This is a genomic window from Allopusillimonas ginsengisoli, from assembly GCF_004153455.1.
Lineage (GTDB): Bacteria > Pseudomonadota > Gammaproteobacteria > Burkholderiales > Burkholderiaceae_B > Allopusillimonas > Allopusillimonas ginsengisoli.
Genome location: NZ_SDQE01000001.1, coordinates 966,431 through 987,148, shown reverse-complemented (window position 1 = coordinate 987,148; position 20,718 = coordinate 966,431). Strand labels below are relative to the sequence as shown.

Here is a 20,718-nt window from a genome sequence, read left to right as displayed (position 1 = left end):
CGCAGTGCGAAACCAGCGCTGCTTGAATATTATTTTTGCCAGATTATGTCGACTAAAACCGTTTCTATTGTCCAGGGTATTGCACAGGAACTGCAGGCTCGATTGCATCGCCAGGAATGGGCAGACAAGGGAAAGCTGCCAGGGCAGCGACAACTGGCCGAAGCATTGGGTGTCAGTCGCGCCTCCCTGCGGGAGGCCATCACTATGCTCGAAGGGCTCGGGCTTCTGCGCAGCGAGCCAGGGCGAGGTGTGTTCATTGCCCGGCCCGGCGAGCAGGGACACGGAAGCGCCTATGGCCGGTGGCCTTTTCAGGGCCGCTATGCCTTGCGGGATGTTTACCTTGTGCGTGCACAACTCGAAGATCTGGCGGTCATGCTTGTGGCGGGCGTCGTCACGCCGTCGGGCCTGGATCGTTTGCGCCGTACCGTCAGGCGCATGGAAGATGCCGCCAGGATCGGTGACCTGGTCGCCATGGCAGAGGAGGATCACGCGTTCCATGCCTGCATATTCGAACTGGCGGGAAGCCCCCTGCTGCTTGACATTCTTGCCGGCATCAACGATGTGGTCGAGAGCAGCAGGCAGGTGGCATTCGCCAATCCAGACCGGGTGATCGAGCCCATCGAGGAGCATCGCCAGGTGATCGAGGCCCTGGCATCGGGCTCACCGGAGAAGGCCAGGGCGGCCATGAGGGCGCATCTGATCAACGTGGCGGATCGTTCTGGTGTCCGGCTTGATCTTGACGCCCAGGCTTGATGGATAGGCCGTAAGCGTCTCGAGTGGCCGGCCGCTCAGCCGCGCCGACGCAGCGCGTTGCAAAGATGCTTTCCCTGCGAGTTCCGGTAAAATGACTTGGTCCGGCTTCTCGCCGGCAACCTACACTTTGATACCCGGAGGTTACTGATGAGCGAGGCGTTTCCGCCAGAAGACAACAGCGGCTTGTCTATGCGCAACCTGACACATCTTCTTTATGGCCTGTTTGCGCTTGGCCTGCTCAGCGCGGGTTTTTTCGCCGTCGCCACCATTGCGGCCATTGTGCTTGCGTATGTCAAGCGCAGCGATGCGGCCGGCACAGTCTATGCCGCGCACTTCGATTGGATCATTCGGACATTCTGGTGGGGGCTGCTTTGGGTGGTGCTCAGCGGTCTGGCCACATTTATCTTTATCGGCTGGATCACCGGCCTGGTGGCGCTGATCTGGATTGTTTATCGCATCGTCAAGGGATGGCTGGCGCTGGCATCCGGGCAGCCTCCGGTCGCCGACTACTAACATTCAAGGGCCGGCATGGCCGGCCCATACCGCGATGGATGGCGGCATTCAGGCGTGTCGTTCGGACAGCACCGGCACATCCCTTCACACACAGCAATTTTGCCCGCTATCTGCAGGCAAATGATGCAGGCCGCCGCGATGGGCGCCTGCGCATGGGCGGGATGAGAAAAGTTACTTCAGGTGGGCATTGACCAGCTTGGTCAGTTCGAACATGGAGACTTGATCTTTGCCGAACAGAGGGCGTAGCTTGTCGTCGGCATTGATGTTGCGGCGGTTGGCGGGATCCTGCAGGTCGTGCTTTTTGATGTACTCCCAGATTTTCTTGGTGACCTCGGTGCGGGGCACAGCGTCGGGCCCGATGACGGCGGCAAGGGTTGCGCTAGGCGTGAGCGGCTTCATGAATGCCGCATTGGGTTTGCGGGCGGTTTTCGCAGTTGTTGCCATAGAACTGGGCTCCTCAGTGAATAAAAAAAGGCTTCCCACGGAGCATAACGTGAGATTCCTCGAAAGACAAAGGTATTTGTGCTCGTGAATATAACCGCGAGCACGCCTTCCCGGAAAATCCATTATGGGTCCGCATTGCATATGATATGGTGTCAAACTGCGCCCGCGGCAGGCTGTTTTTGGCAAAATGGCCAGCGCTGCGGTATGGGTTGCGCACGGTTTCGGCGAGGAGTTTTCTGTACATGTACGCAAAATCTGTCTTAGAGGCGATTCAGTCATTCCATGGCGAGCTGACGGCGTTGCGGCGCGACATTCACGCCAATCCCGAACTGGGCTTTCAGGAAGTCCGAACTTCCGGTCTGGTGGCAAATGCCCTGCAGGCGCTTGGTTACACAGTGCATCGTGGGGTAGGCAAGACGGGCGTGGTTGGGGTGCTGGAGGGCAAGCGCAATCTCAGCGGGCGTTCGATAGGCCTGAGAGCCGATATGGATGCGTTGCCGATCCTGGAGCAGGGGGCTGCGGCCTACGCGTCCACAAACCCCGGCGTCATGCATGCGTGCGGACACGACGGTCACACCACGGTTTTGTTGGGTGCCGCGCGTTATCTGGCCGAAACGCGCAATTTCGATGGTCAGGTAGTGCTTATTTTTCAACCCGCCGAAGAAGGCCTGGGCGGCGCCCAGGCAATGCTGGACGATGGCTTGTTCGAGCGCTTTCCCTGTGATGCAATTTACGCGCTGCACAATTGGCCGGGCCTGGCGCCGGGGGTGATTGGCGTCAATCCAGGGCCCATGATGGCGGCGGCGGACCATTTCGAGATCACTATCGAGGGGCGAGGCGGTCATGGCGCGCATGCCTACCAAACCAATGACCCCATTGTGATTGCTGCACAGCTCATTACCGCGCTGCAGACGATTGTGTCGCGTAACGTGCCTGCGCCCGAATCCGCTGTGGTCACCGTGGCGGCAGTCAATGCGGGTAATCTGCAGGCGATGAATGTGATCCCCCGGGATGCCCGCATGGTGGGTACCGTGCGCACCTTCAGTCCTGCCGTCCAGAGCCAGGTCATACAGCGTATGGAGGAGGTCGTGGCGGGTATCGCGGCGGCCTTCAAGGCCAAGATCGACATGAAATACCACCGGCTCTTCCCGGCCACCATCAATACGCCTGAGCACGCTGCCTTCGTGGCGGAGGTGGCCACCGAGCTGTTCGGCGAGGAAATGGTTATTCCCAATCTGACGCCTTCGATGGGTTCCGAGGACTTTTCGGTGATGCTGCAGCACCGTCCGGGGGCTTATTTCCGCCTGGGGCAGGGCGGGGCCGAATCAGGCTGTGTGCTGCATAATTCCGCGTTTGATTTCAATGACGCAGTGATTCCGGCAGGCAGCGCCATGTTTTGCCGCCTGGTGGAACGCAGCATGCCATTGACGACAGCTTAACTACATCAGGAACCTTGTTTTATCCATGAGCAGCACGATCACTTCTCTTACCATTATCCGCCCCGATGATTGGCATCTGCATTTGCGCGATGGCGCCGTGCTAGCGTCCGTGGTGGGTGATACCGCACGGCAATTCGGTCGCGCCATAATCATGCCCAACCTCAAGCCGCCAGTGACGACGGTGGCGTTGGCAGCGGCATACCGCGACCGGATTTTGGCAGCGCAGGAAAAAGCCGGTATTCCACAGCGCGATTTCACACCGCTCATGACGCTTTATCTCACCGACAACACCAGCGTCCAGGACATCGAGCAGGCGGCGAAGTCGGGCTTTGTGCATGGCGTGAAGCTATATCCGGCGGGAGCCACAACCAATTCAGATGCGGGTGTCACAGATTTGCTGGGGCGCTGCTCGCTTGTGCTGGAAGCGATGCAAAAAGCAGGGCTTCCACTTTTGGTGCACGGAGAAGTCACCGATCCCGATATCGATCTTTTCGATCGCGAAGCCGTGTTCGTTGACCGTGTCATGATTCCGCTGCGCAGGGCTTTTCCTGAGCTCAAGGTGGTGTTTGAGCATCTTACGACCAGCGAGGGCGTGCAGTATGTGCGCTATGCAGAAGGGCCTGTGGCGGCCACGCTGACAGCGCACCATTTGCTGTACAACCGTAACGCGTTGTTTGCAGGGGGCCTGCAGCCGCACTGGTACTGCCTGCCTGTTCTCAAGCGCGAGAAGCATCGCCAGGCCTTGCTGGATGCTGCTACCAGCGGTAATAACCGGTTCTTCCTGGGCACGGACAGCGCGCCCCACCCGCGCGGGCTGAAAGAGGCCGCCTGTGGCTGCGCTGGCTGTTATACCGCGTTGCACGCCATGGAGTTGTATGCCACGGCCTTTGCGTCGGTTGACCGCCTGGACAGGCTGGAAGGTTTTGCCAGCCGTCATGGGCCCGCATTTTACGGCCTGCCTGAGAACACCGGAACGCTGACGCTCGAGCGGGCAGATTTTAAGATCCCAGCCGAGTTGCCCATGGCGGGTTCGACGGTGGTTCCGTTGGCGGCAGGCCAGTCCCTTCAGTGGAAGGTAGCCTCAACCGGCGCTTAGCCGGAGGCCTGCTGCTTTTCTTCGAGCGCTTCCCACCTGGCAAAGAGCTCCTCGAGTTTTTGTTCCGTTTCGGCGACGCGGGCATTGATGCGCTCGACCTCTTCGGGTGCTTCGCGATACAGGCTGCCGTCCGCCAGGCGGGCCGCCAGGCTGGCTTGCTCGGTTTCGAGCGCGGCGATGGCATCAGGCAGCCCTTCGAGTTCGCGCAGCTCCCACGATGTGATGCGGGCCTTGGCGGCTCTGACTGGTCGCGCAACTGAAGGCTCACTGGGCACCGACGCCTGCCCGGCGGCGCCGGTGTTGTCAGGTAGGCTGCTGTTGCCGCTGTTTTTGTCACGTGTGGGACGTGCTGGTGCAGGGCGCTGGGCGAGCCATTCGTCGTAACCGCCAACATATTCGCCCCAGTGGCCATCACCTTCGAAGGCGATGGTTTGCGTGACCACGTTGTCCAGGAATGCGCGATCATGACTGACAAGCAGGACGGTGCCCGCGTAATCCTGCAGCAATTCTTCGAGCAGTTCCAGTGTTTCGATATCCAGGTCGTTGGTGGGTTCGTCCAGAACCAGGACGTTGGTGGGGCGTGCGAACATGCGCGCGAGAACGAGACGGGCGCGCTCGCCGCCGGACAGGCTGCTGACGGGCGAGTGGGCGCGAGCGGGCGGAAAAAGAAAGTCCTCCAGGTAGCTCATCACGTGTTTGCGCTGGTCGCCGATTTCTATCCACTCGCTGCCGGGGTTGATGGTGTCGGCCAGCGTGGCGTTTTCGTCAAGTTGCGAGCGCATCTGGTCGAAATACCCCACGGTAAGATTGGTGCCCAGCCGCACGCTGCCCTCGGTGGGTTGCAGTTGCCCCAGAATGATGCGCAGGAGCGTGGTCTTGCCGGCCCCGTTGGGGCCAATCAGGCCGATGCGGTCTTTGCGCAGGATGACGGTGGACAGATTGCGAATCAAGGTCTTGTCGCCATAGCTGTGGCTGACACCCTCCAGTTCCGCGACCAGCTTGCCGGATCGCTGGCCTTCGGCCACCGCCAGGCGCACATTGCCCTGTCTCTCGCGGCGTGCGATGCGGTCTCGGCGCAGTTGCTCCAGCCTGCGTACACGGCCTTCGTTGCGCGTGCGCCGCGCCTCCACGCCTTTGCGTATCCACACTTCTTCCTGTGCCAGCATTTTGTCGAAGCGCGCATTTTTCTGCTGCTCGGCTTGCAGCCATTCCGCCTTGCGCTCCTGCCATTGCGAAAAGTTGCCCGGAAAGCTGATGAGCTTGCCGCGATCGAGCTCGACGATGCGTGTGGCGACGGCATCCAGGAAGCGGCGGTCGTGAGTAATGAGCACGACACTGCCGCGGAAGGACCGCAATAGATTTTCGAGCCAGGCAATACCTTCGAAATCCAGATGGTTGGTGGGTTCGTCGAGCAGCAGGAGGTCAGGCTGATCCGCCAATGCACGGGCCAGCGCCACGCGTTTGCGCGATCCGCCCGACAGGCCCTGGATGGGCGCGTCTGCAGTCAGGCCAAGCTGTTCGATGAGCGCATTGACGCGGGCAGGGCGCTGCCAGTCTTCGCTTTCGGTGAAGTCGCCGCATAGCGCATCGAATACGGTCAGCGTATCGTCGAGCTCGGGTTCTTGCTCCACGGTGGCGACGGTCAGGCCGCCCAGCCGCATGACTTCGCCATCGTCGGGAATGGTCCGGCCGTCCAGCACCTTGAGCAAAGAGGATTTGCCTGCGCCATTGCGGCCAATCAGGCCGATGCGCTCGCCGGGCTGGATGGCCAGGTCGGCGTGATCCAGCAAGGGGTGATGGCCATATGCCAACTGGACTTGGGTAAGGGTGATCAGTGTTGTTGCCGCCATGCTTTGATGCCTGCTTTGTGAGCCGGCCCTATTAAACTGTGGTGTATGCGCCCTGCTGGCGCCGGTTCGCAATCAATCGCGCCGCAGGTTGCCCTGGGGCGGGGATCCTCTATTGTCGCAGGTTACAATGCCGGGGTGAGGCAGGTTGGGCAATCGCGGTGTGTAGGCATCGAGGAAGGTCCGGACTCCACAGAGCAGGATAGCGGCTAACGGCCGTCCGGCGAGGTGGCGCAGCAATGCGCCGGCAAGCCGAGGAATAGGGCCACAGAGACGAGTCTGCGGCGCGGGCATGCGCAAGCATGCACTGGTACGGCCATCTCCGTACTGTATGGGCGGCAACGCCCATGGCGCGGCAGGGTGAAACGCGGCAACCTCTATCCGGAGCAACATCAAATAGGCATGCGACTGGCCTTGTGCCAAAAGGGCGGCTCGCCCGAGCATGCGGGTAGATGGCTAGAGCGCGGCAGCAATGCCGGGCCCAGAGGAATGATTGCCCGCCTGGCGTGCCAGGCGTACAGAATCCGGCCTACAGACCTGTCTCACCTCCTGGCTTTCTGGCGTCAAATCATGTGGCGCCATGCTTTTCTCCAAAAGTGTCAGCAATTGCAAATTATTCAGGGCTTTCCGGCGGGGCCTTGTGATAAAGGACTTTCAGTTCAAGACACAATTTCTTGATTTCTCAAGAGTTTTTCCTTTTGCTTCTCTTCGAAAATGCTGCTAAGTGCTTGTCGTGATTGAAAAAATTGCAACTTTGCGCTTGACCAGTTGCGTCCCTTACCGTAGAGTGGGGAAAAGTAGGATTTTGTGCAAAAAAGTGGGGAAGAAAACTTGTTCCAGGGTAGCAGCGCTCTCACTCTCGATGCCAAGGGGCGGATCTCGATTCCGACCCGGCATCGTGACGCGCTCGTCTCCCAGGTCGAAGGACGTCTTACCCTCACCCGCCATCCCGATGGTTGCCTGCTCGTGTACCCCCGCAGTGTGTGGGAAAAGAAGCGCGAACAGATTGCCGCGTTCCCGATGTCCGCGCGCCCATTGCAGCGTTTGCTGCTGGGTAATGCGCAGGATGTGGATATGGATGGATCGGGCCGGATACTGGTGGCGCCTGAGCTGCGTACCGCCGCCGGCCTGACTCGAGAGGTCATGCTGTTGGGGATGGGCAGTCATTTCGAACTGTGGGATTCCGCCGAATGGGCGCGCCGCGAAGCTGAAGATCTCGCCAAGGGCATGCCCGAGGTTCTCGAACAATTTTCTTTCTGAAGTCCTCTTATGGTGTTCATGCATCGGTCCGTGCTGCTGGAGCCTACGGTCAACGCGCTCGTTGATCCTGGTTTTGGTGTCAAGGGCAAGTCGTCAAAAAGAGTGGCTGGCAGGCGGGTTCCGGATGGGGTGGTTGAAACAGCCGGTTCGGATGTTGTCTCGAAAGGCGTGGAAAACGTTCAGGGCAAGGCCGGTGGCGTGTTTGTCGATGGCACGTTTGGCCGCGGTGGACATAGTCGGTTTTTGTTGTCCCGCCTTGCAAAGGATGCGCGGCTGGTGGTGTTCGACAAGGATCCGCAAGCCATCGCGGTGGCACATCAGCTTGCTGATGAGGATGGCAGGGTGACAGTCGTGCACAGCGGTTTTGCCGAGATGGCCGAAAGGCTGGCGGCGCTGGGTATTGAGGCTGTCGATGGAGTAATGCTGGATCTGGGTGTTTCATCCCCCCAGATCGATGATGCCTCCAGGGGGTTCTCGTTCATGCGAGAGGGCCCGCTGGACATGCGGATGGATACAAGCAGCGGCATAACCGCTGCGCAATGGCTGGCTCAGGTCGGCGTTGATGAGTTGAGGGAGGTCATAGCACACTATGGCGAAGAACGGTTTGCTTTCCAGATTGCAAAGGCGGTTGTGGCTCGCCGCGAATCCAGGCCGCTGCGCACAACGCTCGATCTCGCCGAGCTCGTCGCCAGTGTCGTCCGTACGCGCGAAAAGGGTCAACACCCGGCCACTCGCAGCTTTCAGGCTATACGGATTTACCTCAATCAAGAACTCGAGGAGCTCGCGCGCGCCCTCAAGGCAATTCTGACTGTATTGGCGCCGGGAGGGCGTTTGGCGGTGATCAGCTTCCATTCTCTTGAAGACCGTATGGTCAAGCAATGCATTGCAGCGGCTGCCCGGCCGGCCGCGGCGCATGCTCGCCTGCCCATTCTCGAGAAAGACATGCCCCAACCCATTCTGCGATCGCTAGGGCGGATATTGCCCGAGGCCGAGGAGGCGGGGGGCAATGTCCGCGCCCGCTCTGCCGTGCTACGCGTGGCAGAGCGCACGACAACCCCACTGCCGCCTGATGGCGGCGCTTCGTTTGTGGAAAACCCTGGTCCAATGCTGCACGATACGCCCGCCACGGGGCGGCGTCGCCCAAGCAAGAAGGGAGGGCGCGGGTAATGGGTCGTCTCAGTCTCCTGTTTGCTGCTGCGTTGATGCTGTCTGCGCTCTCGCTGGTCACGGCGCGCTTTCAGTCACGCCAGTTATACATTGAGGCGGGGCGTCTTGAAGACAAGACGCGGCAGTTGGATACAGACTGGCGACGTTTGCAGCTGGAGCGTGCGGAGTTGGCGCGTAATGCCCGGATTGACGGCATCGCCCGCGATGATTTGCATATGCTGCCCGCAGGGGTCGAGCGCACTATCTACCTGAAAGGCCAGGTGTCCGCTTCGGCCTCCAAGCAGGGAGGGCAGCCATGAAGCGCGTGCGTTTCTTCGATAGCCCTGTACTGCATCATCAGATGCCGCTGTGGCGATCACGGCTGGTCTTGATACTGCTGATGCTCGGATTCGTTGCGCTGGCGGCCAAAGCCATGTACCTGCAAGGCTTGTCCAACGAGTTTTTGAAGCAGCAGGGTGAGCGGCGCTATGAGCGCACGCTGGTATTGCCCGCAACGCGCGGAAAGATTTTCGATCGTACCGGTACCGTGGTCATGGCCTCGAGCGTGCCGGTGCGGGCAGTCTGGGCGATTCCTGAAGATGCGCGCAAGGCAAGCGATGCGCAATTGCAGGCGCTTGGCAAGCTGCTGGATTTGTCGGTGCCGGACATCAAGGCGCGCATCATGGATGAGGATCGCAGCTTTGTCTATATAAAGCGGCAGGTATCCATCGACCTGGCCGACAAGATACGCCAGCTCAAGATCCCCGGCTTCCATGATCAAAAGGAAATGCGTCGCTTCTATCCCGAAGGCGAGGTGGCAGCGCATGTGATTGGCTTCACCAATATTGAAGATAAAGGTATTGATGGAATCGAGCTGGCGTTCAACGAGGAACTGTCCGGCAAGCCGGGTTCACGCCGTGTGATCAAGGACAGGCTGGGCCGCGTCGTGGAGGATGTTCAGGCCATTGTGCCGCCTGTCAACGGGCAGGATCTGAGACTGTCCATCGATGCTGGTCTTCAGTTTGATGCCTACGCGGCACTCAAGGAAGCATTGGCGGAAAACAATGCCAAGGCAGGTGCCGTGATTGTGATCGATGTCCAGACGGGCGAGGTGCTGTCACTGGTCAACCTGCCCACTTACGATCCTAATGATCGCAGTGATCGCAAGGGTGCGGCCCTGCGCAATCGTGCACTGACGGACACCTTCGAGCCCGGCTCCATCATGAAACCGTTTACCGCGGCGCTGGCGCTGGATATCAACCGCATCTCCACATCCACGTTGTTCAACACCGGCAACGGACAATACCGCTATCAGGGCTCCACGATTTCTGATGTCAGCCGCAACGGTGTCCTGAACGTAGCCGGGATTCTGCGGCGCTCCAGCAATATCGGCATGACGATGATTTCCGAGAAACTGACTTCGGAAGAGATGTGGACCAAGTTTACCGAGCTGGGCTTTGGGCGCCCGCCGCAAACACATTTTCCGGGCGTGGCATCCGGGCGGCTGCGCCCCTGGGAGCGCTGGCGTCCCATCGAGCGCGCCACCATGGCATATGGCTATGGGCTGTCCGTGTCCCTGATGCAGATTGCGCATGCTTATACCGTTTTTGCCCGCAATGGCGACATGGTGTCGTTGACGCTGCTCAAGCGCGAAGGCAAGCCCACCAGCGTACAGGTTTACAAACCGCAGATTGCCGGCCAGATCCGCGCCATGCTTGAAGCGGCGGCGGGCCCTGACGGCGCCAAACTGGCGCAGGTACAAGGCTACAGGGTCGCCGGCAAGAGCGGTACAGCACGTCAGATCGTTGATGGCAAATACAGCCGCACCAAGTATCGCAGCTCGTTTGTGGGCTTTGCGCCGGTTTCCAATCCGCGCATTGTGGTGGCGGTCACCATAGACGAACCGCACGGCAAGGGTTACTACGGCGGGCGTGTTGCCGCGCCGGTGTTTGCAAAAATTGTGGCCGGCAGCTTGCGGCGCATGGGCGTGCAGCCAGATGCGCCCATCGAGTCGATGGTGGCCCTGGGTTCCAAAGAGGGGGCGCCAGAATGACGGCGCATGACATCATCTCCTGGCTCGGACGCCATGCATCGCATGAGGCCCGCCTGTGCCTGGACACCCGCCAGCTTAGCGCTGGCGATGTGTTTTTTGCCTGCCCCGGCGCCAGTACCGATGGGCGAGACTATATCGCTCAGGCTGTCGCGCTGGGTGCGGTAGCGATTGTTGCGGAAGCCGGCGAGCGGAAGGCCGGCGCGCAAGTCGAGCGGCAATGCGCGACCACCGAAGCCGCAGGGGTTCCTCTTCTTCAAGTGGTTGATCTGGCGGGCAAACTCGGCGCGGTGGCGCATAGTTGGTATGGCGAACCATCGCGAGCGATCAAGGTGGTTGCAGTGACGGGTACCAACGGCAAGACCAGTTGCGTACAGTGGCTGGCGGCTGCGCTCAATGCCGAGAATATTCCCTGCGGCACCATCGGTACGCTGGGCGTGACCTTGCCGAATGGTGAAGATCTGGGTGGTGCGCTGACCACCCCGGACATACTGACCATGCATCACAGTCTGGCAGCGCTGCGCGATGCGGGCGCACAGGTCGTGGCGCTGGAGGCGTCGTCCATAGGTATTGAGCAGGGGCGTCTGGATCAGGTGCACATCGATGTTGCGGGGTTTACCAACCTCACACGTGATCATCTCGATTACCACCTGACGCAGGAAAACTACAAGCGCGCCAAGCTCGCGCTGTTCCAGTGGCCAGGGCTGCGACGCGCCATCATCAACGCCGATGATGCGGTGGGCGCCGAGTTGCTGGGCACCTTGCCGCCTGCCATGGCACTGTCGTACTCGTTGGGTCAGGTGCCCACTGCGACAATCCAGGCACAGGACATACAGGTTGGTCCTTATGGATTGGTATTCAAATTGATTACGCCCGCCGGAAGCACCCAGGTGCTGACGCGTTTGGTGGGTGAACACAATATTTCGAACCTGCTGCTGTTGGCAGGCGTGCTGCAGGATCAAGGTTGGGATGTGTCACGAATTACCCGGGTACTGGCCGCGTTGCGGCCGGTGCCAGGCCGCCTGCAGATTGTGGAAGCTGCGGCACTGGAAGGCCGGGTGACATCCGCCATGGACGGGCAGGCAGCGGTCAGGCCTGCAACGAGTCAGTCCGGGCCTATGGTCGTGGTCGATTATGCGCATACCCCTGACGCGCTTGCGCATGCGCTGAGCGCCTTGCGGCCGTTGGCCCAGGCCAGGGGCGGCAGATTGGTTTGTGTGTTTGGTTGCGGCGGCAGTCGCGATAGCGGCAAGCGTCCCATTATGGGCGGTATCGCCGCGCTACAAGCAGACAAGGTGATCCTCACCGACGACAACCCGCGCAGCGAAGATCCCCCGTCCATCATCGCGCAGATCGCGGCCGGCATGCCCACCCCCCCGCGTATAGAACAGGATCGCGCGATTGCGATCCTGTCAGCGATTTGGGAGGCGGATGCCGCAGATGTGGTGCTGCTTGCGGGCAAGGGGCACGAAACCTATCAAGAAACACAAGGCGTGCGTACGCCCTTTGACGACCGCGAGTGGGCGCGTTTTGCACTGACCTGGGGAGATGGTCTGGGCATTTCGACCGATTCCCGCAGTATCACTGCGGGCCAGCTCTTTGTGGCGCTCCGAGGCGAAAGTTTTGACGGTCACGCCTATCTCGCTGCTGTGGAAGAGGCCGGCGCGTGTGCGGCTGTGGTCGAGCACGCCAATCCCGCTGTCTCGTTGCATCAGTTCGTGCTGGGCGAAGCACGCCAGGCACTGGGGAGGATGGCCACGGTTTGGCGCCGCCGGTTCGATATTCCGGTTATTGGCGTCACGGGCAGCAACGGCAAGACTACAACCAAGGAAATGATTGCCGCCATCCTGCGCGAAGCCCATGGTGAACAGGCCAGCCTGGCAACGCGTGGCAATCTGAACAATGAAATCGGCGTGCCGCTGTCCCTGCTGCGTCTGGCGCGTGGCCATCGTGCTGCCGTCATCGAGCTTGGCATGAACCATCCGGGCGAGATCGCTGTGTTGACTGCGATGGCTCAGCCCACTGTGGCGCTGGTCAATAATGCGCAGCGGGAGCATCAAGAATTCATGCGGTCGGTCGAAGCCGTGGCGCGTGAGAACGGCAGCGTGCTCCAGGGCTTGCCCGTTGACGGCGTCGCTGTCTTTCCTGGCGACGATGCCTATACTGCGCTGTGGTCTGACTTGGCCGCGGGCCGCAAGGTGATGCGTTTTGGATTTGGCGTAGGGCAGGAAGTCCATGCCGATCGCATTCAGGCAGAGCCCTCACTGACACGATGCCAATTAGTGACTTCGGCAGGAAGCGCCGAGCTGACCTTATCCGCGCCGGGCGCGCACAATCTGCGCAATGCGATGGCTGCCGCGGCCTGCGCGCTGGCGGCGAGCGTCCCCTTTGACGCCATCATTCGCGGACTCGAAGCCTTCAATCCCGTGAAGGGGCGCATGCAGCCCCGCGCGTTGCCGGGCGGGTTCCAATTGATTGACGATACCTATAACGCCAATCCCGATTCAGTGCGCGCCGCCATAGATGTCCTGTCGCAGCTTCAGGGCCGCAAGATACTTGTGTTGGGTGATATGGGCGAAGTCGGCGCGGATGGCCCGGCCATGCACGCTGAAGTGGGCCGCTATGCCCTCGACAAGGGCATCGATATGCTGCTGGCTTTTGGGCCGGCGTGTGAAGACGCCGTCAAGGCGTTCGGGCACGACGCTCATGCCTACCCAACCATCGACAGCCTGGCCCAGGACCTGGCTGCTCGCCTTCCCGCCAACATCCTGGTCAAAGGATCACGCAGCATGCGTATGGAGCGTGTCATACAGACACTCGAACAACGACAGGCCCTGTTCGAACAAGGAGCTGGTCATGCTACTTGAACTCGCTCGTTGGCTGTCAGACTCCCACATCCGCGCTTTCGGGGTGTTTGAGTACATTACCTTCCGCGCAGTGCTGGCGTGTGGAACGGCCTTGTTGATCGGACTGTTTGCCGGACCCTGGGTGATTCGTCGCCTTACCGCGCTCAAGATCGGGCAGGCGGTTCGTGCTTACGGTCCCGAATCACATTTGCAGAAGAATGGCACCCCGACGATGGGTGGCGCCCTTATCCTGATAGCGATAGGCGTCAGTACGCTGATGTGGGCGGACTGGACCAACCGGTTTGTGTGGGTGGTGTTGCTGGTGACTTTTGGTTTCGGCTGGATAGGCTGGGTCGATGACTACAAAAAAGTCGTGAATCGTGACCCTGAAGGCATGTCCTCGCGACGCAAGTTCTTCTGGCAGGCCCTGATTGGCATTGTGGCGTCCATCTATCTGACGTTTGCGGTATCGGCGCCGGCCAACGCCGACCTGTGGCCTTTGTTCCGGGACTGGGTGCTCAGTGGATTCACCATGCCGTTGCCCACCCGTGCCGACTTGATCGTGCCCTTCTTCAAGAGCGTGAGCTATCCGCTGGGCGTCTTTGGTTTTGTAGCCCTGACCTGGCTTGTGATTGTCGGCTCCAGCAATGCCGTCAACCTGACCGATGGGCTGGACGGGTTGGCCATCATGCCGACCGTGATGGTGGGCAGCGCACTGGGCATTTTTGCGTATGTGGTTGGCCGCGTCGATTATTCCAAATATCTGCTGTTCCCGTATATACCCGGCGCATCCGAACTCATGGTGCTGTGCGCCGCCATTGCAGGCGCGGGGCTGGCCTTTCTTTGGTTCAATGCCTATCCCGCTCAGGTGTTCATGGGGGATGTCGGCGCACTGGCCCTGGGCGGTGCCTTGGGAACCATTGCAGTCATTGTGCGCCAGGAAATCGTGCTTTTCATCATGGGAGGTGTATTTGTCGCCGAAACGCTGTCTGTCATGGTGCAGGTGGCGTGGTTCAAATACACCAAGCGACGATATGGAGAGGGGCGTCGAATATTCCGAATGGCGCCGCTTCATCATCACTTTGAAGTCACCGGGTGGAAAGAAACCCAGGTGGTGGTTCGTTTCTGGATCATCAGCATGATGCTGGTGCTTATTGGCTTGGCAACACTGAAATTGCGATGAATAACTGGTCCTTTCCTTCGGTGCGCACGGACGGCCTGACGCTCATTATGGGGTTGGGCGAGACCGGTGTGGCTGCTGCACTGTGGTGCAGCCGGCATGGCGCCCGCTTGCGTGTGCTGGATACGCGTGCGGAACCGGGGGGATTGGCGACACTGAAAGCTTCGCTGGGCGCATCCAACGTTGACTATCGTCTGGGTGAGGCCGCTTTTTCAGCAGATGCCCTGGAAGGTGTGCACACCATTGTGCTCAGCCCCGGGCTCGTGCCGTCGCAGCCGCCGCAACAGTCTCTGCTGGCGCTGGCCGCACAGCAAGGCATCGAAATCATCGGCGAAGTCGAGTTGTTTGCCCGCGCGCTGGAAGACATGGCACAGCAAGGCTATCAGCCTCGCTTGCTGGCCGTAACCGGCACCAATGGCAAGACCACGGTAACGGCCATGGCGCGACGGCTGGTCGAAGCATGTGGCCTTCAGGCCCTGTCGGCGGGCAATATCAGCCCGGCCGCTCTGGCTGCGCTGTCCAAGGCGCTGGATGAGCAAGCTTTGCCCGATGTATGGGTGCTCGAGTTGTCGAGCTTTCAACTGGAAACCACATCGCGCCTGAAGGCCGATGCGGCAGTGGTGCTCAATATTAGCCAGGATCATCTGGATTGGCATGGCGATATGCAGGCCTATGCCGCGGCGAAGGCCCGCTTGTTGACCATGGCCGAGGTGGCGGTGGTGAACCGCGATGATCCTGTTGTGGCGGCCATGGTGCCCGATCTTCGCGCGCCGGCGGTGCGCAGTTTCGGACTCGGCGCGCCGGACGCCGAGGGCGATCTTGGCTTGGAGAACAGCAACGATGTACTGTGGCTGACGGCGTCCGAAGCGATAGATTTCGATATGCCTGCAAAGCCTGCGCGGCGCAAGAAAGCGCAGGCGGAACTGTTGCGCAACGAGGGCCGTGTCAGCCGCCTGATGCCGGCAGACGCCCTGCGCTTGCGGGGCCGCCATAATGCGCTGAACGCGCTGGCAGCGTTGGCGCTGGCGCGCAGCCTGGATCTGAGTTGGGCAGGCATGCTGCGCGCGTTGCGCGATTACGAGGGCGAGCCGCATCGCATGGAATTCGTGCGCAATGTCGGCGGCGTGGATTTCGTGAATGACAGCAAAGGAACCAATGTCGGGGCGACAGTGGCAGCGCTGGAGGGACTGGATGCGCAGGCTGTACTGATCGCGGGCGGCCTGGGCAAAGGGCAGGATTTTTCACCGCTGCTCAAACCTGTGCGCGAGCATGCGCGTGCCGTCGTGTTGATAGGCCATGATGGGCCTGCCATCGCCCAGGCAGTGGCGTCAGCAGGTGTGCCCACGGAACAGGCAGACAGTTTGCACGAGGCAGTGACGCGCGCTTTCGCTCTCGCCAGAGAAGGAGACATCGTGTTGCTGTCGCCTGCCTGCGCCAGCATGGATATGTTCACGAACTATGGCCATCGTGGCCGCTGCTTTATCGACGAAGTCCAGGCGCTGGCGCTGGAACGGGGGGAGGTCGCATGAGCCTGTTCGCAGATCTGACCTCGGGTGTAAATGCTGTCAGGCCCGGCCGCACGACGATGCCCAGCTTTGATATTCCGCTGCTCATCGTTGCCAGCACGCTGGTCATGTTCGGGCTGTTGATGGTGTATTCGGCAAGTATCGCGCTGGCGGATGGCCCGCGTTACGAAAGCTATGGCCGTTACTATTTTGTGCTGCGCCATGGCGTGTTCATTCTTGTCGGGTTGGTGGGCGCCCTGTTCGCGGTCAGCATTCCCATGAAGGTATGGCAAAAATCCTCGGTGCCTTTGTTCCTGCTATGCCTGCTCCTGCTGCTGGTGGTGCTGGTGCCGGGTTTGGGCCGGGAAGTCAACGGCGCGCGCCGCTGGTTGCCGCTCGGGCCCATTAATTTTCAACCTTCCGAGCTCATGAAAGTCGCCGTGTTGCTGTACGCGGCAGACTACACGGTGCGCAAGCAGGAACACATGCATGACTTCCTGAGAGGCTTTTTGCCTATGGCCTGCGCACTGGCGGTAGTGGGGATTCTGCTGCTGCTCGAGCCTGACTTGGGCGCCTTCATGGTTATTGTTGCCATCGCCGTGGGCATCCTGTTTATCGGCGGCATCAACGGCAAGCTTTTTTCCACGCTGCTGGGCATCATGGTCGGCAGCTTTCTGCTGTTGATATGGCTCTCGCCCTGGCGTCGAGAACGCTTGTTTGTCTATCTCGATCCCTGGAATCCCGAGAACGCCTATGGCAGCGCCTACCAGTTATCGCACTCCCTGATCGCGCTGGGCCGTGGCGAATGGTTCGGTGTGGGTCTGGGGGCCAGTATCGAGAAACTGCATTACCTGCCCGAAGCGCATACCGACTTTATCGTGGCAGTGATTGGCGAAGAGCTCGGCTTTGTCGGACTGATGGCATTGCTGGGGTTGTTTGTGTTCCTGGTGTGGCGCGGATTCGAGATTGGGCGCCAGGCCATTGCGATGGAGCGCATTTTCAATGGCCTCGTGGCACAAGGCGTTGCCCTGTGGTTCGGTGTGCAGTGTTTCATCAATATCGGTGTGTGCGTGGGGTTGTTGCCGACCAAGGGGCTGACGCTGCCCATGGTTAGCTATGGCGGCACCGGCATAGTGATGAACCTGATTGCGATGGCGCTGCTGTTTCGCGTCGATTTCGAAAACCGCAACATGATGCGAGGGAAACGGACATGAGTACCCAGACCTTGCTGATCATGGCGGGCGGCACCGGCGGGCATATCATGCCGGGCCTCGCAGTCGCACACGAAATGAAAGCGCGTGGCTGGCGAGTGCTGTGGCTCGGCCATCCCGATCGCATGGAAGGCCGCCTGGTGCCGCCGCAGGGTTTTGAATTGATCCCCTTGCGGTTTTCCGGCTTGCGCGGCAAAGGTCTGTTGACGCTGCTGAATCTGCCCTTTACGTTGCTCAGCGCCTGCTGGCAGGCGAGATCGGCGATGCTGCGCGTCAAGCCTGATGTCGTGCTTGGCATGGGGGGCTATGTGGCTTTCCCGGGCGGAGTCATGGCGTCCCTGCGCCGCATTCCTCTCGTTGTGCACGAGCAGAATGCGATCGCGGGAACCACTAATCGCTGGTTGGCGAAGATGGCCCACAAAGTGCTTGTGGGATTCCCTGGCGCCTTGCCGGGGGCGGTCATGGTGGGCAATCCGGTGCGGCCCGAATTTACGCAAAAGGATACTGCTGTCGTGCGCTACGGCGCGCGCCAGGGGCCATTGCGGCTGCTGGTGGTAGGTGGCAGTCTGGGTGCGGCAGCGCTGAACAATGTTATGCCCAAGGCCCTGGCCCTGTTGCCAGCCGACCGCCGTCCAGTCGTCACGCATCAAGCGGGAGAAAAGCATTTGGCCAGCCTGAAGGCTGCGTACGAACAGGCCGGTGTGCAGGCGAACTGCCAGTCGTTTATCGAGGATATGGCCCAGGCGATGGCAGACGCGGATATCGTTGTGTGCCGCGCGGGCGCCATGACGGTGGCGGAAGTCGCCGCCATCGGGGTGGCGGCATTGTTTGTTCCGCTGCCGCATGCGATCGACGATCACCAGACCGCAAACGCAAGATACTTGAGCGATTGCCAGGGCGCGCAGATGCGCCGGCAGTCCGACCTGGATGCCCAGTGGCTGGCCGACTGGCTGGGCGCGCTTGAGCGCCCGGAACTGGCCCGCATGGCGTCGCATGCGCATGAGCACGCCTGCCTGCAGGCATGCAGCCAGATTGCAGACGCATGTGAACAGGCAGTCAGGAGTCAGGCATGAAGCACCGTATCCAGAGCATCCATTTTGTCGGCATTGGCGGCTCAGGCATGAGCGGCATTGCCGAGGTGCTGCTCAATCTTGGTTACTCGATCAGTGGGTCTGACATCCAGGAAACCGCCGTGACCCGCAGGCTGTCTGGCTTGGGGGCTCGTATTGCCATTGGCCATGATGCGGCCAACGTCAAAGGCGTGGGGGCGATTGTGACCTCCACCGCCGTGGGTGGCGACAATCCTGAAGTGCTGGCGGCCCGAGCCGCACGCATTCCTGTTGTGCCGCGCGCGCTCATGCTGGCCGAGCTGATGCGGCTCAAGCGCGGCATCGCGGTTGCCGGTACGCATGGCAAGACGACCACTACCAGCCTGGTGGCCAGTGTGCTGGCCGGCGGCGATCTGGATCCGACGTTTGTCATTGGCGGGCGGCTGACATCCGCGGGCGCGAATGCGCGCCTGGGGCATGGCGAATACATTGTCGTCGAAGCGGATGAGTCGGACGCGTCTTTTCTTAATCTGTTGCCGGTGATGGCGATCATCACCAACATCGACATGGACCATATGGATACCTATGGCCACGACGTAGCGCGACTGAAAAGCGCCTTTATCGAGTTCACTCAGCGCCTGCCTTTCTATGGTTCCGCAGTACTGTGCAGCGACGATGCCAATGTGCGGGAAATCATCCCCTTTGTATCGCGGCCTGTCACAACCTACGGTATTGACAGTGATGCGCAGGTGCGCGCCATGAATGTACGCGCCGAAGGCACCGTCATGCACTTCGATGTGCATCGCCAGGGCGCAACCGGCGTCTTGCCCTTGCTGTCGATCAAGCTGAACTTGCCAGGTCGCCACAATGTGCTCAATGCGCTGGCCGCCATTGCCGTGGCGACCGAACTTGGCGTTTCCGATGACGCGATTGCGTCGGCGCTCTTCACCTTCCGTGGCGTGGGCCGTCGTTTCACGCAAGTGGGCGACTTCGATGTTCAGGCAGCCCATGGCGGAGGCCGATTCACGCTGGTGGATGACTACGGCCATCATCCCATCGAGATGGGCGCAACGCTCAGCGCTGCGCGCGGCGCCTGGCCGGATCGCCGCATTGTGCTTGCATTCCAGCCTCACCGCTATACCCGCACCCGCGACTGCTTCGAGGATTTTGTGCAGGTGCTGGGCCAGGCCGATGCTGTGCTGCTGACGGAAGTCTACGCGGCAGGCGAGGCGCCTCTGGTCGCCGCGGACGGCCGAGCCCTGATGCGGGCCCTGCGCGTGGCAGGCAAGGTGGAACCGGTTTTTGTAGAAGATGTGGCGGATATGCCGCAGGCAATACGCGATTTCGCGCGTGACGGCGATGTGGTCATCGTGATGGGCGCAGGCTCGATTAGCCGTGTGCCAGTCCAGATAGGAGAAGCAGCATGAGCGGAGAATTCGGCCGCGTTGGCGTTCTGTACGGTGGATATTCCGCCGAGCGCGAGGTGTCCCTGATGTCGGGGCAGGGCGTGTATGACGCTTTGCGCAGCAAAGGCGTGGACGCTCATCTGTTCGATACCAGGCAGTACACGCTGGTCGATCTGATCAATTCGGGATTTGATCGCGTTTTCATTGCCCTGCACGGGCGCCACGGCGAAGACGGTACGTTGCAGGGCGCGCTCGAGCTGCTCAAGATTCCCTATACCGGCAGCGGGCCCCTGGCCTCGTCGCTGGCCATGGACAAGATCATGACCAAGAAGGTGTGGCTGCAACAGCATCTGCCCACGCCCGACTATGCCGTATTGTCCAGCGATGCAGACCTGGATGCTGCCGCGCAGCGCCTGGGCTTGCCCATGATTGTCAAGCCGCCTCATGAGGGCTCGACGTTGGGTGTGACACGCGTCGACGACCTGAGCGAATTGCGTGACGCATATCGTTTGGCAAGCCGCTTCGACACCGACGTGCTGGCTGAGCAGTTTATTTCGGGGCGGGAGCTGACCGTGGCGCTGCTGGGCAAAGGCAAGACGACGCGCGCGCTGCCTGTCATCGAAATTATTGCGCCCGAAGGCAACTACGACTACGAGCACAAGTATGTGTCCAACGATACGCAGTATGTGTGCCCTGCGGCGCTACCGGCATCGTTGACCGAAGAGATTCTGCGGTTGTCTGAGCAGGCCTATGTGGCGCTCGGTTGCGAAGGCTGGGGCCGCGCGGATTTCATGCTGGACGCCCAGGGGCGGCCATGGCTGCTTGAAATCAATACGTCGCCCGGGATGACCAGCCATTCGCTGGTGCCCATGGGCGCCAAGGCGGCCGGCATGAGCTATGCCGACCTTTGTGTGGAAATTCTGTCGACGGCGAGCTGCAAAGTTCAGGCGCCGCAAACGGATTGACGAGGGAG

Annotated in this window: 17 protein-coding genes and 1 other RNA gene; 16 read left to right on the top strand and 2 right to left on the bottom strand. The window is 60.6% G+C overall.

The annotated features are described in order from the left end of the window. Nucleotides 1–45 precede the first annotated feature (45 nt). Both ERE07_RS04865 and ERE07_RS04860 read left to right on the top strand, forming a co-directional pair. On the top strand, nucleotides 46–753 hold the full coding sequence (locus ERE07_RS04865) for a FadR/GntR family transcriptional regulator (RefSeq protein WP_130007643.1): 708 nt from the start codon (nucleotides 46–48) through the stop codon (nucleotides 751–753). 147 nt (nucleotides 754–900) lie between these two features. Continuing rightward, nucleotides 901–1,266, top strand: coding sequence for a DUF4870 family protein (locus ERE07_RS04860; protein ID WP_130007642.1), 366 nt, complete (start codon nucleotides 901–903; stop codon nucleotides 1,264–1,266). 171 nt (nucleotides 1,267–1,437) lie between these two features. On the opposite strand, the gene ERE07_RS04855 is transcribed toward ERE07_RS04860, so the two are convergent. Beyond that, nucleotides 1,438–1,710, bottom strand: a complete 273-nt coding sequence (locus ERE07_RS04855; protein WP_130007641.1) for an SWIB/MDM2 domain-containing protein — start codon at nucleotides 1,708–1,710, stop codon at nucleotides 1,438–1,440. Between the two features lie 242 nt (nucleotides 1,711–1,952). On the opposite strand from ERE07_RS04855, the gene ERE07_RS04850 reads away from it, so the two are divergent. Beyond that, nucleotides 1,953–3,149, top strand: coding sequence for a M20 aminoacylase family protein (locus ERE07_RS04850; RefSeq protein ID WP_130007640.1), 1,197 nt, complete (start codon nucleotides 1,953–1,955; stop codon nucleotides 3,147–3,149). Between the two features lie 25 nt (nucleotides 3,150–3,174). Next, nucleotides 3,175–4,245, top strand: a complete 1,071-nt coding sequence (pyrC, locus tag ERE07_RS04845) for a dihydroorotase (protein ID WP_130007639.1) — start codon at nucleotides 3,175–3,177, stop codon at nucleotides 4,243–4,245. Here pyrC and ERE07_RS04840 read toward each other — a convergent pair. After that, the gene (locus ERE07_RS04840) at nucleotides 4,242–6,095 is read right to left on the bottom strand and encodes an ATP-binding cassette domain-containing protein (protein ID WP_130007638.1); all 1,854 of its coding nucleotides are present in this window, start codon (nucleotides 6,093–6,095) and stop codon (nucleotides 4,242–4,244) included. The two genes, pyrC and ERE07_RS04840, sit on opposite strands and share 4 nt — an antisense overlap. Nucleotides 6,096–6,232: 137 nt before the next feature. On the opposite strand from ERE07_RS04840, the gene rnpB reads away from it, so the two are divergent. The 12 genes from rnpB (at nucleotide 6,233) to ERE07_RS04780 (ending at nucleotide 20,710) form a co-directional block, all read left to right on the top strand. Then, an RNA gene (rnpB, locus tag ERE07_RS04835) (RNase P RNA component class A) lies at nucleotides 6,233–6,640 on the top strand. Nucleotides 6,641–6,923: 283 nt separating this feature from the next. Next, a complete protein-coding gene (mraZ, locus tag ERE07_RS04830) occupies nucleotides 6,924–7,352 on the top strand; it encodes a division/cell wall cluster transcriptional repressor MraZ (RefSeq protein ID WP_130007716.1) in 429 nt (142 codons plus the stop codon). Nucleotides 7,353–7,361: 9 nt separating this feature from the next. After that, entirely contained in the window at nucleotides 7,362–8,519 is a 1,158-nt protein-coding gene (rsmH, locus tag ERE07_RS04825; protein ID WP_130007637.1) for a 16S rRNA (cytosine(1402)-N(4))-methyltransferase RsmH, read from the top strand. Next, nucleotides 8,519–8,818, top strand: coding sequence for a cell division protein FtsL (ftsL, locus tag ERE07_RS04820; RefSeq protein ID WP_130007636.1), 300 nt, complete (start codon nucleotides 8,519–8,521; stop codon nucleotides 8,816–8,818). The genes rsmH and ftsL overlap by 1 nt, the downstream gene beginning before the upstream one ends. Further along, nucleotides 8,815–10,551 (top strand): peptidoglycan D,D-transpeptidase FtsI family protein, encoded by a 1,737-nt coding sequence (locus ERE07_RS04815; protein ID WP_130007635.1) that lies wholly within the window; start codon nucleotides 8,815–8,817, stop codon nucleotides 10,549–10,551. Before ftsL ends, ERE07_RS04815 begins: the two co-directional genes overlap by 4 nt. Next, nucleotides 10,548–13,415 carry a bifunctional UDP-N-acetylmuramoyl-L-alanyl-D-glutamate--2,6-diaminopimelate ligase MurE/UDP-N-acetylmuramoyl-tripeptide--D-alanyl-D-alanine ligase MurF gene (gene murF, locus ERE07_RS04810; RefSeq protein ID WP_130007634.1) on the top strand — a complete coding sequence of 956 codons (2,868 nt, stop codon included), beginning with the start codon at nucleotides 10,548–10,550 and terminating at the stop codon, nucleotides 13,413–13,415. The genes ERE07_RS04815 and murF overlap by 4 nt, the downstream gene beginning before the upstream one ends. Beyond that, complete coding sequence (gene mraY / locus ERE07_RS04805) at nucleotides 13,405–14,577, top strand: phospho-N-acetylmuramoyl-pentapeptide-transferase (RefSeq protein WP_130007633.1); 1,173 nt, start codon at nucleotides 13,405–13,407, stop codon at nucleotides 14,575–14,577. Before murF ends, mraY begins: the two co-directional genes overlap by 11 nt. Further along, the gene (gene murD / locus ERE07_RS04800) at nucleotides 14,574–16,103 is read left to right on the top strand and encodes a UDP-N-acetylmuramoyl-L-alanine--D-glutamate ligase (RefSeq protein WP_130007632.1); all 1,530 of its coding nucleotides are present in this window, start codon (nucleotides 14,574–14,576) and stop codon (nucleotides 16,101–16,103) included. The genes mraY and murD overlap by 4 nt, the downstream gene beginning before the upstream one ends. Continuing rightward, nucleotides 16,100–17,293 carry a putative lipid II flippase FtsW gene (gene ftsW / locus ERE07_RS04795; protein WP_130007631.1) on the top strand — a complete coding sequence of 398 codons (1,194 nt, stop codon included), beginning with the start codon at nucleotides 16,100–16,102 and terminating at the stop codon, nucleotides 17,291–17,293. Before murD ends, ftsW begins: the two co-directional genes overlap by 4 nt. Beyond that, nucleotides 17,290–18,363 carry an undecaprenyldiphospho-muramoylpentapeptide beta-N-acetylglucosaminyltransferase gene (gene murG / locus ERE07_RS04790; protein WP_130007630.1) on the top strand — a complete coding sequence of 358 codons (1,074 nt, stop codon included), beginning with the start codon at nucleotides 17,290–17,292 and terminating at the stop codon, nucleotides 18,361–18,363. Before ftsW ends, murG begins: the two co-directional genes overlap by 4 nt. Next, nucleotides 18,360–19,766 (top strand): UDP-N-acetylmuramate--L-alanine ligase, encoded by a 1,407-nt coding sequence (gene murC / locus ERE07_RS04785; protein WP_130007629.1) that lies wholly within the window; start codon nucleotides 18,360–18,362, stop codon nucleotides 19,764–19,766. The genes murG and murC overlap by 4 nt, the downstream gene beginning before the upstream one ends. Further along, on the top strand, nucleotides 19,763–20,710 hold the full coding sequence (locus ERE07_RS04780) for a D-alanine--D-alanine ligase (protein ID WP_130007628.1): 948 nt from the start codon (nucleotides 19,763–19,765) through the stop codon (nucleotides 20,708–20,710). The genes murC and ERE07_RS04780 overlap by 4 nt, the downstream gene beginning before the upstream one ends. The last annotated feature ends 8 nt before the right edge of the window (nucleotides 20,711–20,718 follow it).